We start from the raw sequence: 15,959 nt of genomic DNA, 5'->3' as shown, positions 1-15,959 counted from the left end.
GGGTTTGTTTGGTGGTGAGAGCGGAAGTGACACACCCGGTCCCATTCCGAACCCGGTCGTTACGGCTTCCAGCGCCGATGGTACTGCACTCGAGAGGGTGTGGGAGAGCAGGACACCGCCAAACATTTACGTAGAGAAAGTGCCCCACCGCATCGCGGTGGGGCACTTTTGCATGCCCTGATTCAGGAAGAAGTCGAGAGCGCGTCTCTCACTTTCGCTACTCCGACCCCGATTCCGAAGATCGCCCCCGTCACCAGGAATGTCAGTAGCGAGACGGTCACCAGGACGATCGCGATACCGATCGCTCCTACGACGCTGAAAAATGTGCTCACGTGGCCTCCTCCGTTGCAGGCTCGTCGGGTGGGAATATGCCCTTCAGGTATTGTCCCACATCGCTGGATGGTACGTAGCACGCGTCACAAGTTAGATAGGTCACAGTCATGAGCAGAGCTTCGGTTTCGCGTCTTCCTGACACAGGGCTGCCGCCATCGGCCTCGCGGAGGTTGGCGGCCGTCGGGCGGGATCCGATCAACCTGCATCGGGCACTCGCGCACGCGCCGGCGCTTCTGGTGCCGGTGCTCGACCTCATCCACGCGTTGCGGTTCGATGCGACCGCCGCGGGGTCTGCGGGAGTTGATGATCTGCCGGATCGCGCAGATCGAGAATTCGCCATACGAACTGGCCCATCACCTTCCGATGGCAGCCGAGTCCGGTCTGGACTCCGAGCAACTGGCGGCGCTCGATCACTGGGGTGAGGCCGACTGCTACAGCGCGCCGCAGCGGGCGGTGCTCGGGTACGCCGAGCATCTCGGCTCCGGGGCGCCTCGAGACGATGCCGCGCTCGACGCCTGTTTCAGTCCGGCCGAGCAGACCGAGCTCACGGTCACCGGGGCCACCTATATCGCCCTGGCGAGGATGCTGCGAGCGCTCGATGTGCGGATCGACGAAGGGCTTTCCGGTTGATCTCCCTGCCTTCAGGGGTAGTCGGCGAATCACGGCAATTGGGGTTCTACCGGGCGAACGCGGCTTAGGATTTCGGAACGTCTGGTACCGGTTTCGAGTTGGCAGCGGGAGTGAGAAATGGCGACGGACAACGACGGTCTGATACAGCGCCACACCCACGTGGGGACCGGTTCGGCGGTGTTCGTCTCGATCGCGGCCGCCCTCGGAGGGTTCCTGTTCGGCTACGACACTGCCGTGATCAACGGGACCACCGGCGCATTGGAAGTGCAATGGGGGATCGATTCGGTCGAGACCGGCGTGGTCGTCTCTTCAGCGCTGCTGGGTTGCGCGGTCGGCGCATGGTTCGCGGGGTCCCTGGCGAACAAGATCGGACGTCCCCGGGTCATGATGATCGCCGCGATGGTCTTCTTCATCACCTCACTGGGCAGCGCTCTGGCGACGGGTCCGGTGGATCTGACGTTCTGGCGCGTGTGCGGCGGTCTGGCGATCGGCGCGGCGAGTGTCATCGCCCCCGCGTACATCGCCGAGATCGCACCGGCGCACATGCGCGGACGACTCGGTTCGCTGCAGCAGTTCGCAATCGTGCTCGGCATCTTCTCGGCGCTGCTGGTGAACTACGCGATCCAGGCTTCGGCGGGCGGTGCGAGCGGTGAGGTGCCGTGGGGCGGTACGGCGTGGCGGTGGATGTTCGCGGCCGCCGCGATTCCGGCGTTCGTGTACTTCATGTGCTCGCTGCAGATTCCCGAATCGCCTCGGTACCTGGTCGCGAAGCAGCAGTTGGCCAAGGCGAAGCGCATCCTGGAGAAGTACGTCGGCGGCGACGTCGACACCAAGATCGTGGAGATCCAGGAGTCGCTGCACAGCGATCACCCGCCGCGTATCACCGATGTGCGCGGCCCGCGCTTCGGGCTGCTGCCGATCGTGTGGGTGGGCATCTTCCTGTCGATGTTCCAGCAGTTCGTCGGCATCAACGTCATCTTCTACTACTCGACTTCGCTCTGGCAGTCGGTCGGCTTCAGCGAGAACGACGCGTTCCTGACGAGCGTCATCAACTCGGCCGTGAACATCGCCGGCACGATCCTCGCGATCTACCTGGTGGACCGGGTGGGCCGCAAGAAGCTCCTGATGTGGGGCTCGCTCATCATGTTCTTCGCGCTCGGCACGATGGCGGTCATCTTCGCGACGGCCGACGTCGATGCGGGCAACAACCCGATCCTCGGCGATGCGCAGGGCATCATCGCGCTGCTCGCGGCGAACGTGTTCGTCTTCGGGTTCGCATTCACGTGGGGCCCGGTCGTGTGGGTGCTGCTGGGGGAGATGTTCTCCAACCGCATCCGCGCCTCGGCGCTCGGTGTGGCCGCGTCGGCGCAGTGGATCAGCAACTGGCTCATCACCGTCTCGTTCCCCGAGCTCGCGGCGACCGGCCTGTTCCTGGCGTACGGCCTCTACGCGGCGTTCGCGCTGATCTCGTTCTTCTTCGTCGGCAAGATGATCAAGGAGACGAAGGGCGTCGAACTGGAGGACATGGAGCGGCTCGAGAAGAGCGCCTACCGGACCGTCGACTAGCGCGTCTGCCCGGCATTGCGTTGAGGCCGCCCCGATCGGGACGGCCTCAACGGTTTCCTGGTGGTGGAAGGCTATTCGTAGGCGATGGCGCCGAGGATGTTGGTCTTGGCGGCCCGCGTCGCGGGGGCGATGGCCGCGAGGAGCCCGACGAGGACGGCCGCCGCCAGGTACCCGGCGATGAGGGCGGTCGGCACGGCGAAGACGTCGACGCCGCTGTCGGCCAGCGCGTTCTGGAGCGCCCAGCCGAGGCCGAGGCCCACGGCGATGCCCAGGACCGCTCCGAAGAGGGCGATGGTGACGCTCTCGACGATGACCATGCGGACGGTTTGGCCGCGGGTCATGCCGATCGCCCTGAGCATTCCCAGTTCGCGGGTGCGCTCGAGGACCGACAGGATCAGCGTGTTGACGACGCCGATGACGGCGACGATCATCGCCAGGCCGAGGAGGAGCTGGATCGCGATGATCGCGAAGTCGAAGAACACCGTGACCTCTGCGACGAACGCTTCGTGGTTCTGGGCGCTGACCTCGGGTTCTCCGGCGAGCGCGTCGTCGACGGCCGCGGTGACGGCGTCGATGTCGGCGCCGTCGGACACGTCGACCAGGGCCATCATCGGTTTGACCGTGTAGAACTCGTCGGCGTAGACCGGGGCGACGTACCAGCCGTCGGTGTTCTCGTTGTCGACGAGGATCGCGGCGACGGTGAACTCGTGCGCCTCGGTACCTCGGGTGAACTCGGCGGCCACGGCGTCGCCGATACCGACGCCGAGCTGGTCGGCCGCCGACTGGTTGACGGCGATCTCGTCGTCGGCGAGTTCCCCGGTCCCGCCTTCGGCGAACTCGCCGCTGAAGAGGTCGATGATCCCGCCGAAGTCGGTGGTGGTGTTGACATACTGCTCGGTGCCGTCGATGTCGGCGATGTCGTAGTAGATCTCGACCGCCGCGTCGACGTCGTCGATGGCGCGGATGTCGTCCATGACCGCGGGGTCGAAGGAGGCGGGGAGCTCGGAGACGGCCGGCCCGGTGACGAACAGCTCGGCCTTGACCGCTTCGCCGAAGTAGTCCTCGATGCTGGCCTTGACGCTGGTGAGCAGGGTCGCGGTGGCGGTCACGAGCGTCACGCCGATCATGAGCGCGGAGGCGGTGACCGCGGTCCGGCGCGGGTTGCGTGCGGCGTTGCGGCGGCCGAGCTTTCCGGCGAAGTTCCAGGACCACAGCCGGCCGAGCGCGCCGACGAGCGGCTTGGACAGCCACGCGGTGAGCATGGTGACGCCGACGAAGACCAGGCCCGCGCCGACCGCGGTGCCCGCGAGGGCGGCCTTGTCGCCGCCGAGGTTGTGGGTCAGGCCCAAGGCCATGGCCGCGCCGCCCGCGAGGGTGACGATCGTGCCGACGACGGTGATGACCGTGATCGGCCGGTCGGCCTTGACCGCGGCGCGCATCGCCTCGACCGGCGGGACCTTGGAGGCCCGGACGGCGGGGACGAGGGCCGCCAGTACGGTCACACCGATGCCGACCGCCAGCGCGGCGATGACCGCCGAGACCGGCACGGCCAGGCTGACCTGGCCCGCGTCGAGGAACGAATTCGCGATCGCGGCGGTCAGGCCGGCGCCGCCCGCGATCCCGACGGCGGTGCCGACGACGGCGGCGATCGCGCCGAGGATGAGGGCCTCGGCGAGGATCGAGCGGACGACCTGGCTTCGTCCGGCGCCGATGGCGCGCATCGTCGCGATCTCCTTGAGGCGACCGGCGATGACGATCGAGAAGGTGTTGGCGATGAGGAACACCGAGACGAAGACGGCGATGAGGCCGAACCCGAGCAGGAAGTTACCGACGAGCCCGGTCAGTTCAGCGGACTGGGCGGTCGCTTCGGCGTTGTAGTCCTCCCATGTCCTGACCTGTGATTCGCTGCCGACGACGGGTTCGAGCGCGGCGGCGAGGTCGTCGGCGTCGGTGCCGTCCGCGGCGTGGACGGCGAGGGCCGAGTAGGCGTCGTCGCCGTCGAAGACGAGACGCTGGGCCTCGGCGGTGGTGAAGGCGATCTCGGTGGCGCCGCCGAGGGAGTCGCGGCCGCCGGGGTAGCCGTAGACGCCGACGATCTCGTACGCGGTCTGGCCGGTGGTCTGCGAGTACGCCGTGACCGACTCGCCCAGGCCGAGGCCGGCGTCGTCGGCGAATTTGGCGGAGACGGCGACTTCACCGTCGCCCTCGGGTCCGCGGCCCTCCCGCAGTTCGCGGTCGTGTGCTTCGTCGGCCCAGTTGGCGGCCATGGTGGGGGAGAGCCCGCCGACCACCTTGCCGTTGTCGCCGATGGCGTTGATCGCCCCCGCGACCGTGATGCCGACCCGTTCGACGCCGGCGGTGCCTTCGACGGCGGCGAGGGTCTCGGCGGAGACGCCCTGCTGGACGAGGCTGTCACCCCTCGACTCGGGTGCGACCGGTTGCACGAGGACATCGGATCCCGCGAACGACTCGGCGTTCAGTTCGTCCACAGTAGCTTGAATGGAGGCGGTCAGGACCAGGGCGGCGGCGATGAACGCCGAGCCGAGGACCACCGCGAGGCTGGTGAGCGCGAGGCGGGCCTTGCGGGCCGCCATGCCCTTCAATGCGGCGCGGAACATGGGTTCAGGCGGCCTCTCCGGCGAGAGGGACGCGGTTCTCGAAGCCGCGCATCGTGTCGATGACCGAGTCGGCCGTGGGCCGGTCGAGGTCGCGGACGATCTGGCCGTCGGCGAGGAACACGACGCGGTCGGCGTAGGCGGCGGCGGAGGGGTCGTGGGTGACCATGACGATGGTCTGCCCGAAGTCGTCGACGGACTTGCGCAGGAATCGCAGCACCTCGCCGCTGGAGCGGGTGTCGAGGTTGCCGGTGGGCTCGTCGGCGAAGACCACTTCGGGGCGGGTGGCCAGGGCGCGGGCGCAGGCGACGCGCTGCTGCTGGCCGCCCGAGAGCTCGGTCGGCTTGTGCGACAAGCGTTCCTGGAGGTCGAGCGTGCGGATGATCTGGCTGATCCACGCCGGGTCGGCCTTCGCGCCGGCTATGGAGGCCGGCAGCAGGATGTTCTCCTCCGCCGTCAGGGTCGGCAGCAGGTTGAACTGCTGGAAGATGAAGCCGATCTTGTCACGGCGCAGCTTCGTGAGGGCCTTGTCGCCGAGACCGGTGATGACCGTGCCGCCGATGTCGACGCTGCCGCGGTCGGTGGTGTCGAGCCCGGCGAGGCAGTGCATGAGGGTGGACTTGCCGGAGCCCGAGGGGCCCATGATGGCGGTGAACTGGCCGGAGGCGAACGCCACGGACACGTCTCGCAGGGCCACGACCTGGGCCTCGCCCGAGCCGTAGGCGCGCCAGAGACCGGTGGCGGTGACGGCGGCTCGGCTGCGCTGCTGGAGACCGCGGCTCTGCTGCACGCTCTGCGGGGCGGGGGGAGTGCTGAGTGGCACGGGAGCGCCTTTCTGATCGGGAGTCTTTCCTGTTCCCCCAAGGCTATTGAGCGGCGCTTCCGGGCGCTTCGGTCCGCGGGCCGGAGTTCCGTCCTCCCCGGGGCGGAGCTCCCGGCGCCCGATCGGCCGAAAGACGGAGGCCCCGAGGGGCGGCAGCTCGGCCTTCCGGAGGCTCCCGGGCAGACGGGAGGGGCGGCGTCTGACAACGCCGCCCCTCACCTGGTTTCCGGTGGAGAGCTATTCGTAGGCGATGGCGCTCAGCACGTTGAGCTTCGCCGCGCGCGCCGCCGGCGCGATCGCGGCGAGCAGGCCCACGGCGACAGCCGCGACCAGGTACGAGACGATGAGCGCCCACGGGAGCGCGAAGCTCGTCAGGCCCTCCTCCTCGAGCGCCCGCTGCACGGTCCAGCCGAGACCGATGCCGACCGCGATGCCCAGGACCGCGCCGAAGAGGCAGATGATGACGCTCTCTACGGTGATCATGCGCCGGGCCTGCCCACGGGTCATGCCGACCGCGCGGAGGAGCCCCAGTTCCCTGGTGCGTTCGAGGACCGACAGGACCAGGGTGTTGACGACGCCGATGATCGCGATGATGATCGCCAGCGCCAACAGGATCTGCACCGACGCGAGGAGGACGTCGAGCTGGCCGGTCTGCTGTTCGACGAACTCGGCGTTGTTGGTGACGTTCACTTCGGGCTCGTCGGCGAGGATCGAGTCCACTTCGTCCTCGACCGCCGCGATGTCGGCGCCCTCGGCGACCTGGATGTAGGCCTGCATCGGCTTCGGCACGGTGAAGTGCTCGATCTGCGCCGGCGCGACCCACCAGCCATCGGTGAGCTGGGAGTCGTCGAGGATCGCGGCGATCTCCAGCTGCGCGGTGGTGTTGTCGGCGAATGCCACCTGGACGGTGTCGCCGAGCGCGAGGCCCCGGTCCTCGGCGGCGGACTCGTTGACGGCGAGTCCGTCGTCGGGAAGGTCGTCGACCGAGCCTTCGGCCACGGTGCCGCTGAAGACCGCGAGGCTGGTGGCGAGGTCTTCGCTCGCGTACAGCGTGGTCGGCTCATCGTCGACCTCGGCGCCGAAGAGCTCGCCGTAGAGGTCCCCGACGGCCGCCGCATCGGGCAGCGCCTTGATCTCAGCCAAGGTCTCACGGGAGAACGTGGGGATGTTGGCCCCCTGCTGCCCCATGACGATGAGGTCGGACTCAAGGTTCTGGTCGGTCAGCTCCTCGGTGGTGGCCTTGAAACTGGAGACGAGCGTGGCGATGCCGGTGACGAGCGCGACGGCGATCATGAGCGCGGAGGCGGTGATCGCGGTGCGCCGCGGGTTGCGGCCGGCGTTGAGCTTGCCGAGGCGGCCCTCGAACGTCCACGACATGACCGAGCCGAGGAGCGCCACGAGCGGCCGCGACAGGATCGGGGTGAGCAGGGTGATGCCGACGAACGCGATGCCGACACCGGTGAGGAACCCGCCCAGGCCGAGGTCGCCGAGATTGTCGGTGAGACCGAGCGCCACCAGGACGCCGCCCACCGCGGTGACCGCGATCCCGGCGATCGTGATGCCGCGCAGCGGTTTCGGCGGGTTGACCGCATCGCGCATGGCGGCCACCGGCGGCACGCCGGAGGCCTTGACCGCGGGGATGATCGCGGAGAGCACGGTGACGCCGATGCCGACCGCGAGCGCCCCCAGAGCCGTGGCCGGGACCTGGAGCTGGACCGGCAGGCCGCCCATCACCGTGGAACTGACCAGTTGGGACAGACCCCAGCCGAGCAGGACGCCCAGGCCGAGACCCACGATCGAGGCGATGACGCCGATGACGACGGCTTCGGCGAGCACCGATCCGACGACCTGGCCGCGGGCGGCGCCGATCGCCCGCAGCAGCGCGAGTTCGCGCTGGCGCTGCGCCACGATGATGGTGAACGTGTTGATGATGAGGAACACCGAGACGAACACGGCCACGAGGCCGAAGCCGAGAAAGATGTAGCCCATGATGTCGGCGACGACGGCGAACCCTTGGGCCGCTTCCTCGCTGGCCTCTTCACCGGTCCGGACGCGGTAGTCGGGTCCGACCGCCTCGGCGATCGCGTCGGTGGAGACGTCGCCGTCCACGTAGATCGCCATGTAGGCGTCTTCGCCCTGGGTGAGCAGGCGCTGCGCTGCGGTGGTGGTGAAGCCCATCTGCGTCTCGCCGGCGAGCGAGTCGCGGTCGCCGCTGAGGCCGAAGACCCCGACGATCTCGTATTCGGCGCGGTCGGCCGTGTAGGAGTAGGCGGTGACGGTGTCGCCGAGGCCGAGTCCGGCGTCCGACACGAACCGGGCGGAGACGATGACCTCGTTGTCGGCCTCCGGGCCGCGGCCTTCGCGGATCTCATTGAATCCGGTGTCGGCGTCGGTCCAGTTGAAGCCGATGGTCGGCGCGAAGGCGCCGACGAGCTTGCCGTCGTCGCCGATGGCGTTGACCTGGCCGGTGACGTCGCCGTCGGCGGCTTCGACGCCGTCGACCCCCGCGACGGTCTCGAGGACGTCGGCGGGGATGAGAGTGGCGCTGGGCGTGTTGCCTTGGGCGGCGGCGGGGTCGTCCGCGGAGGAGACCACTGCGTCGACGTCGGTGAAGGCGTCGGCGATGACCCCGGTCACGGACTTCTCCATGGTGGCGGTGAGGATCATCGCGGCGGCGACGAACATCGTGCCGAGGACGACGGCGAGGCTGGTGAGGACGAGGCGGGCTTTTCGGCTCGCCATGCCCTTGAGGGTGGCGCGCAGCATGGTTAGGCGTGCTCCCCTTGGGCAGCGGCGACGAGCTCTTCGAAGTGCTTCATCTTGTCGATGACCCTGTCTGCGGTCGGTTCGGACATGTCCTCGACGATCTGGCCGTCGGCGAGGAAGACCACGCGGTCGGCGTAGGCGGCGGCGGACGGATCGTGGGTGACCATGACGATGGTCTGCCCGAAGTCGTCCACGCTGGTGCGCAGGAAGCGGAGCACTTCGGTGCCCGAGCGGGTGTCGAGGTTGCCGGTGGGCTCGTCGGCGAAGACGACCTCGGGGCGGGTGGCGAGGGCGCGGGCGCAGGCGACGCGCTGCTGCTGGCCGCCCGAGAGCTCGGTCGGCTTGTGGGAGAGGCGGTCGGCAAGGTTGAGGGTCTTGATGATCTGGTCGAGCCAGGCCGGGTCGGCCTTCGCTCCGGCGATCGCCGCGGGAAGGGTGATGTTCTCCTCGGCGGTGAGCGTCGGCAGCAGGTTGAACTGCTGGAAGATGAAGCCGATCTTGTCGCGGCGGAGCTTGGTGAGGGCTTTGTCGTTCAGGCCCGTGACGGCGGTGTCGCCGATGTGGACGGTGCCGCGGTCGGTGGTGTCGAGTCCGGCGAGGCAGTGCATGAGGGTGGACTTGCCGGACCCGGACGGGCCCATGATGGCGGTGAACGCGCCGGATTCGAACTGGACCGAGACGTCGCGGAGAGCGACGACCTGGGCTTCGCCCATGCCGTAGGCCTTCCAGAGGCCTTCGGCCGATACGGCGGTGGTCCTGACGGGGGACGTGGTGGACACGACGCTCTCGCTTTCGATGAAGGTGTCGATGTGCCGAGGGATTCGGTGTGTTTGATTTTCTGGTCCGCGAGGCGGCGCTCGCGAAGTCGTGGTGTCAGTCGAGCGGTGAACGTGTGACGTCGACTCGCCTGATTGTGACATCATAGCTGATGTCATTTGGCGTCGTGGTGCTCGCGGTCGTGTTCCGACGATATTGGACTCCGGGCCTGCGCGCATCCGCTTCGCGGACGGTCTTCGTCTACGTCGTGAGGCGGAGGCGGGCGGTACCCGGGTATGACCTTCGTCGGGGGTTCAGTCGGTGCTGCCGGGCTTGACCAGGCCGCTCTCGTAGGCGAGGACGACGGCCTGGACGCGGTCGCGGACGCCGAGCTTGGTGAGGAGGTGGCCGACGTGCGTCTTGACGGTGGTCTCACCGACCGTGAGCGATTCGGCGATCTCGGCGTTCGTAAGGCCTTTCGCCAAGAGCAGCAGGACTTCCCGTTCGCGGGCGGTCAGGCAGTCGACGATCGCCGGCTTGGCGTCGCGGTCGCTGCCGCGCTGCTCGGCGAAGCGCCCCAGGAGTGTCGAGAGGATGTGCGGCGCGACGACCGCCCCGCCCCTGTGGACGGTGCGGATGGCCTCGACCAGCTCGGCGGCGGGCGCGTCCTTGGTGAGGAACCCGGCGGCGCCGGCCCGCAGCGCGCCGACGACGTACTCGTCGAGGTCGAAGGTGGTCAGCACCAGGACGCGGGTGGGCAGGTTCGCCTGGACGATGTCGGCGGTGGCCGCCACGCCGTCGCGGCGGGGCATGCGGATGTCCATGAGGACGACGTCGGGGACCAGCCTCCGGGTGAGCTCGAAGGCCTCGACGCCGTCGCCGGCCTCGCCGACGATGTCGATGTCGGTCTCGGCGCCGAGGACCATCTTGAAGCCCGCGCGCAGGAGTTGCTGGTCGTCGGCCAGCAGGAGGCGGATCGGCCGGTCGTTCAACGTGTGACTCCCTGGAGGTGGGCGTTCTTGGGGAAGCGGGCCTCGACGAGGTAGCCGCCGCCGGGCCGGGGCCCGGCTTCGAGGGTGCCGCCGTAGAGCGTGGCGCGCTCGCGCATGCCGATGAGGCCGTGGCCGCCGGAGAACCCCGAGACGACGGGCGCGCCGTGCCCCGAGTCGCCCACGGAGATCCGGAACTCGTTCTCGCCGTAGTCGACCACGAGCCCGGCCCTGGCCTGCGGGCCGGCGTGCTTGATGGTGTTCGTGAGGGCCTCCTGGGCGATGCGGTAGACCGCCAGGCTCACGCCCGTCGGCAGCGGGTACTCCTCGCCGCGGACGGTGTAGCGCACCGGCAGGCCGGCGTCCTTGGTCTGGGCCACCAGCGCCCGCAGCGAGTCCACTGTAGGCTGCGGCTCGAGGTCGGCGCCGCCGCCTTCGTCGCGGCCCTGCCGCAGCACGGTGAGGATGTCCCGCATCTCCCGCAGCGCGGTGCGCGCGGTCTGGTTCACCGTGGTGAGCGCCTCCTCGGCCGCCTCAGGATTCGACCGCAGGACCCGTTTGGCCCCTTCGGACATGACCCCGATGACCGAGATGTGGTGCGCCACCACGTCGTGCAGCTCGCGGGCGATGCGCCGCTGCTCGTCCGCTACCGCCTGGGCCGCGAGCGCCTCCTGGCGTTCCTCGGCCAGCCGGGCCCGGTCGGAGAGCTCCACGACGTGCTCGCGCCGGTTGCGGACGACCCAGCCGATCCAGAACACCGTGGCGGCCAAGGCGCAGTTGAGCAACGTGAGCAGCAGGCTCGTCACATGGTCGCCGCCCCGGAACGCGGCCGATTGGATGAACAGCGCCACCGGCACCCAGATCGCGGCGGCGGCCACCAGCGCCCGGGGCAGCGGACGGTAGACCGCGGCGGTGTAGGTGAGGACGAACATGCCGATGCCCGAGTCCAGCGCCATGCTCTCCAGCGGGCCGATGAAGAACGCGGCGCCCAGTACCAGCAGCGAGAAGACGATGCCGCCCCACAGCCACTTGCGCCGCAGGCCGATCGCCGCGAACGGGATCGCCATCAGACCGGCCTGGCCCCAGGTGAGCGTCACTTCGGGCGCCACGGCCGCCGAGACCGCGAAGAGGCCGAGGTAACCGGCGGCCGAGGCGATCGCCAGCAGCGTGTCGGCCAGGAGCGGTTGCTCCTGGAGCCGGCGCTGCAGGCGTGTGAAAGTGGAGGCGGCGTGCACGCTCTACACCGTATCCGCCGTTCCCGCCCGTTTCATCGAACGCGAGAATGATCCGCGAGTACGTCTCAGGTAGGAGGCGTGCCGTGCAACGGATCGGCGTCGCTCGGCCCGGCAACCGGCTGCGGATCGTCCACCGGCATCGCCAGACCCGGCAGGACCGTCGGCAGCGGGTACGCGGGCGGCTCGCCGCCGAACTCGGGGCACAGGGCCTGATGCGCGCACCAGCCGCACAGCTTCGACTTCTGCGGCTGGAACTCGCCGGTGGCGATCGCCTCGCGCATCACCGACCACAGTGCCTTGAGCGTCTTCTCGAACCCCTCCAGCTCGCGCTGGTTCGGGGCGTAGTCGAGCGTCTGCCCGTCCCCGAGGTACATGAGCCGCAGCAGCGTCGGCACCGCGCCCCGGGTGCGCCACCACACCAGCGCGTAGAACTTCATCTGGAACAGCGCCTTGTCCGCGAATCGGTCCGGCGGACGCTTGCCGGTCTTGTAGTCCACGAGCCGCACGAGCCCGTCAGGATTGACGTCGGCCCGGTCGATGAACCCCTTGAGTGACGTGCCGTCGTCCAAGGTCGTCGTCACCAGACACTCGGTGCGATGCGGCTGGAGCCGCTGCGGGTCCTCCATCGCGAAGTACGTCTCGACCAGGCGCCGCACGTTCCGCAGCCACGCCGACTCGTCGTCGAGCCCGTCGAACAGCTCCGCGTACTCGCCCGAGGCCTGGAGCTTCGCCCACTCGGGCTCGATCATGGCGAGCGCCTGCCGCGGCGTGCGCCGGCCCGCGTCCAGCTCGTAGAGCCGCTCGAGGACCGAGTGCACGAGGGTGCCCTGCACCTGCGCCTTCGACGGCGGCTCCGGCAGGCGGTCGACCGCCCGGAACCGGTACAGCAGCGGACATTGCTTGAAATCCCCGGCGCGCGAAGGAGAGAGCTGGGTCGGACGGGCGGCGTGCGGCATCCTCCGAGCATAGGACGGACCGCCGACACTCCGGTCGACCGCACCCCACATCTAACATAACGCGTGTACGGTTTAGGGCATGACCTTCGACGCGAACGCCGCACGCTCCTTCGGCCCCGCCGCCGACCTCTACGACTCGATCCGCCCCACCTACCCGGCCGAGGCCCTCGCCTGGCTCGCCGGCGCCGCCCCCAAGGACATCGTCGACGTCGGCGCCGGGACCGGCCTCCTCACCCGCGGCCTCATCGCCCTGGGCCACAACGTCACCGCCGTCGAACCCGACCAGCAGATGCTCGCCAAGCTCACCGCCGCCAGCCCCGGCCTCATCGCCGGGCACGAAGGCCCCGCCGAAGCCCTCCCGCTCCCGGACGCCTCCGCCGACGTCATCACCGCCGGACAGGCCTTCCACTGGTTCGACCGTCCCAAGGCCCTCCCCGAACTGCGCCGCGTCCTCCGCACCGGAGGCGTCCTCGCCCCGATCTGGAACATCCGCGACACCCAGACCCCCTGGGTCGCCGCGGTGTGGGCCGCCATCGACTCCTCCCAAGGCGAACGCGACGCCTACGCCGCGCTCGAACCCGGCTACTTCGGCGACGGCTTCGCCGAGCCCGAACACCGGGTCTTCTCCCACCAGCGCCTCCTCGACCGGCCCGGCGTGCTGCGCCTGGTCCAATCCCGCTCCTACTACCTCACCGCCGACGACGCACTCCGCGAACGCATCACCCGGGACGTGCTCGACATCCTCGACCACCACCCCGACCTCGAAGGCAAGGACACCTTCGCGCTCCCCTACAAGACCTACGCCTTCCGCGTCCGCCCGGCCTAGCCATCGGCATCCTCACAAGCGGGCCCGCCCAGCGGTTCCCGAGACCCCCGGCGCGGGCGGGCGCGTAGCATTGCCGCCGATGTCGACTGCAAACCCGCTGGCCTTCCGCCGATCCGGATTCACGCTCGTCCGCTTCAAGGGCATCCCCGTCACCCTCGGCTACACCTGGCTGCTCCTGGCCGCCGTGGTCGTGATCGTCTACGCCCCGATCGTGCAGCGCTCGGTCCCCGGCCTGAGCACCGGCGCCGCACTCATCGTCGCCGCGCTCTTCGCCGTCACCCTCCTCGTCTCGGTGTTCCTCCACGAACTCGGCCACGCCCTCGTCAGCCTGCGCGCCGGCATCGGAGTGCGCCGGATCAACCTCGACGCCCTCGGCGGCTTCACCGAGATGGACCGCGAAGCCCCCAGGCCCGGGACGGCCGCCGCCATCGCGCTCGCCGGCCCCGCCGTCTCCGCCGTCCTCGGCGGCATCGGCCTCGCCGGGCTCTTCCTCTTCACCCCCGGCTCCCTGATCTGGCAGTTCGCCTTCCAGATCTGCGTCGCCAACCTCCTCGTCGCCGTCTACAACCTGCTCCCGGGCCTGCCGCTGGACGGCGGCAAGGCCCTCCAAGCCGGCATCTGGGCCGCCACCGGCGACCGCTGGACCGGCTTCCGCGTCGCGGGCTGGGCCGGGCGCGTCGTCGCCGTCGGCACCATCGCTGGCGGCCTGTGGCTTTACGCCTCGAGCTGGTTCTCCGCGTTCGGCCTGATCCTGCTCCTGTTCGTGGCCTTCGAACTGTGGCGCGGCGCCACCAGCGCGATCCGCGCCGCCCGGATGGGCCCGCGCGTCAAAGCCCTGGACGCCGCCGCGCTGGCCCGCCCGATCGTCCTCGTGCCCGCTTCGGCGACGTTGGGGGAGGCGCTGAGCGCCGCGAACGGGCGCGAGATCATCGCCGTCGACGGCAAGCCGGTCGGGGTCCTCGACCGCGCCGCCGCCGAGGCGGTCCCGGCCGACCAGGTGGCCGCGATGCCGCTGGCCGGGCTGCTGCGCGCGGCCGCCCAGGTCCCGGGCCTCAAGGCCGACCTCAAAGGCCAGGCCCTGGTGGACGTGATCGGCAAGAGCGGCGCGGAGCGGTTCTTCGTGGTCGATGAGGGCCGCCTGACAGGGCTGCTCTACACCGCCGACGTGGTCAAGGCCCTCCGTTAAGATGCTCCGGACCTACCGGGGCCCGGCGACGCCCGCGGGCCGCACGTGACCGACTTCGGCGAAGCTCGCGAGCCGCAAGTGTGCGGTCTCGGCGAGACTCGCTCGCGAGCGGTGAATGAGTGGCCTCGGCGAAGCTTCCGAGCCGCAACTGAGCGGACTCGGCGAAGCTCGCGAGCCGTAGATGAGCGGACTCGGCGAAGCTCGCGAGCCGTAGATGAGCAAGGAGTACACCGAAGTGGCATCTGACCTGCTGGGGCCGGGCGACCGCGTCCAGCTGACCGACGCGAAAGGCCGCATGGCCACGATCACCCTCGCGGAGGGCGGCGCGTTCCACACCCACCGGGGCAGGCTCTTCCACGACGACCTCATCGGCAAGCCCGACGGCGTCACGGTCACCACCGAGGGCGGCACCGCCTACCTGGCGTTGCGCCCCCTCCTGCCCGACTACGGCCTGTCGATGCGCCGCGGCGCCCAGGTCATCTACCCCAAGGACATCGCGCAGATCCTCACGTTCGGCGACATCTACCCGGGTTCGCGGGTCGTGGAGGCCGGTGCCGGGTCGGGCGCGCTGACGAACTGGCTGCTGCGTGCCACGGGCCCGACCGGCCATGTCTACTCCTGGGAGCTGCGCGAGGACTTCGCCAAGATCGCCGAGGAGAACGTCCGGGGCTACTACGGGGAGGTCCCCGAGCACTGGACCCTGACCGTGGGCGACGTGGCCGAGGCCGACCTCGAACCGGTCGACCGGGTCGTGCTCGACATGCTCTCCCCGTGGGAGGTGCTGGACACTGTGGAGCGCAACCTGCGGCCCGGCGGGGTCTTCATCGGGTATGTCGCCACCACCACGCAGATGTCGGAGCTCGTCGAGGCGCTGCGGGAGCGCAAGACCTTCACCGAGCCCTCGGCCTGGGAGTCGATGATCCGCGGCTGGCACCTCGAGGGCCTCGCGGTCCGCCCGGACCACCGCATGATCGCCCACACCGCGTTCCTCATCACCGCCCGCAAGCTCGCTCCCGGCACGGTGGCGCCGATGCGGAAGCTCAAACCCTCCAAGGGCCAGCAGGCGCTGCGCGAACGCAAGGAGCGGATCGCCGCCGAGGCCGACGCCCGCGCGGCCGAGGCGCTGCGAGCCACTGAGGACGACGCCGCCGGTTCGTAACGATCCGGTCACAGTCTGAGTCGGATTCACGACTTTTCAAGTGCCGAAAAGAGATTCGGGCGGGTGACGCGATCGCGTCACCCCCCCGAATCACGCGGCGCGAGTCGTCCGCGCCGGGG

General features: G+C 69.5%; 13 protein-coding genes and 1 rRNA gene. 6 read left to right on the top strand and 8 right to left on the bottom strand.

The genetic code is table 11. From position 1 onward, the window contains the following. The first annotated feature begins 7 nt into the window (after positions 1-7). Positions 8-124: ribosomal RNA gene (gene rrf / locus JHY01_RS20335) — 5S ribosomal RNA — on the top strand. 58 nt (positions 125-182) lie between these two features. Here the strand turns inward: rrf and JHY01_RS20330 are convergent. Further along, positions 183-332 (bottom strand): hypothetical protein, encoded by a 150-nt coding sequence (locus JHY01_RS20330; RefSeq protein WP_205327510.1) that lies wholly within the window; start codon positions 330-332, stop codon positions 183-185. A 274-nt stretch (positions 333-606) separates the two neighbouring features. On the opposite strand from JHY01_RS20330, the gene JHY01_RS20325 reads away from it, so the two are divergent. Further along, positions 607-963, top strand: coding sequence for a carboxymuconolactone decarboxylase family protein (locus tag JHY01_RS20325; protein WP_275889845.1), 357 nt, complete (start codon positions 607-609; stop codon positions 961-963). A gap of 117 nt (positions 964-1,080) precedes the next feature. Continuing rightward, on the top strand, positions 1,081-2,529 hold the full coding sequence (locus JHY01_RS20320) for a sugar porter family MFS transporter (RefSeq protein WP_205327508.1): 1,449 nt from the start codon (positions 1,081-1,083) through the stop codon (positions 2,527-2,529). A gap of 71 nt (positions 2,530-2,600) precedes the next feature. Here the strand turns inward: JHY01_RS20320 and JHY01_RS20315 are convergent, their stop codons facing one another. From JHY01_RS20315 to JHY01_RS20285, 7 genes are all read right to left on the bottom strand, one after another. Beyond that, positions 2,601-5,147, bottom strand: coding sequence for an ABC transporter permease (locus JHY01_RS20315; protein ID WP_205327507.1), 2,547 nt, complete (start codon positions 5,145-5,147; stop codon positions 2,601-2,603). A 4-nt stretch (positions 5,148-5,151) separates the two neighbouring features. Continuing rightward, positions 5,152-5,934, bottom strand: a complete 783-nt coding sequence (locus tag JHY01_RS20310) for an ABC transporter ATP-binding protein (protein WP_205327519.1) — start codon at positions 5,932-5,934, stop codon at positions 5,152-5,154. A gap of 270 nt (positions 5,935-6,204) precedes the next feature. Next, complete coding sequence (locus JHY01_RS20305) at positions 6,205-8,733, bottom strand: ABC transporter permease (RefSeq protein WP_205327506.1); 2,529 nt, start codon at positions 8,731-8,733, stop codon at positions 6,205-6,207. Between the two features lie 2 nt (positions 8,734-8,735). Beyond that, positions 8,736-9,446 carry an ABC transporter ATP-binding protein gene (locus JHY01_RS20300; protein WP_240193054.1) on the bottom strand — a complete coding sequence of 237 codons (711 nt, stop codon included), beginning with the start codon at positions 9,444-9,446 and terminating at the stop codon, positions 8,736-8,738. A gap of 357 nt (positions 9,447-9,803) precedes the next feature. Next, entirely contained in the window at positions 9,804-10,415 is a 612-nt protein-coding gene (locus JHY01_RS20295; protein WP_374199557.1) for a LuxR C-terminal-related transcriptional regulator, read from the bottom strand. A 62-nt stretch (positions 10,416-10,477) separates the two neighbouring features. Next, positions 10,478-11,713: a sensor histidine kinase gene (locus JHY01_RS20290; protein ID WP_205327504.1), complete on the bottom strand. Its 1,236-nt coding sequence runs from the start codon at positions 11,711-11,713 to the stop codon at positions 10,478-10,480. 65 nt (positions 11,714-11,778) lie between these two features. Further along, a complete protein-coding gene (locus JHY01_RS20285) occupies positions 11,779-12,669 on the bottom strand; it encodes a RecB family exonuclease (protein ID WP_205327503.1) in 891 nt (296 codons plus the stop codon). 79 nt (positions 12,670-12,748) lie between these two features. On the opposite strand from JHY01_RS20285, the gene JHY01_RS20280 reads away from it, so the two are divergent. The 3 genes from JHY01_RS20280 (at position 12,749) to JHY01_RS20270 (ending at position 15,840) form a co-directional block, all read left to right on the top strand. Further along, on the top strand, positions 12,749-13,495 hold the full coding sequence (locus JHY01_RS20280; protein WP_205327502.1) for a class I SAM-dependent methyltransferase: 747 nt from the start codon (positions 12,749-12,751) through the stop codon (positions 13,493-13,495). Between the two features lie 79 nt (positions 13,496-13,574). Continuing rightward, positions 13,575-14,681, top strand: coding sequence for a M50 family metallopeptidase (locus JHY01_RS20275; protein WP_205327501.1), 1,107 nt, complete (start codon positions 13,575-13,577; stop codon positions 14,679-14,681). A 235-nt stretch (positions 14,682-14,916) separates the two neighbouring features. Further along, a complete protein-coding gene (locus tag JHY01_RS20270) occupies positions 14,917-15,840 on the top strand; it encodes a tRNA (adenine-N1)-methyltransferase (protein WP_307814510.1) in 924 nt (307 codons plus the stop codon). Positions 15,841-15,959: the final 119 nt, after the last annotated feature.

This window comes from Glycomyces sp. YM15 (genome assembly GCF_016918015.1).
In the GTDB taxonomy this organism is placed as follows: Bacteria; Actinomycetota; Actinomycetes; order Mycobacteriales; family Micromonosporaceae; genus Glycomyces.
This window is presented reverse-complemented; position numbering and strand designations above follow the sequence as displayed.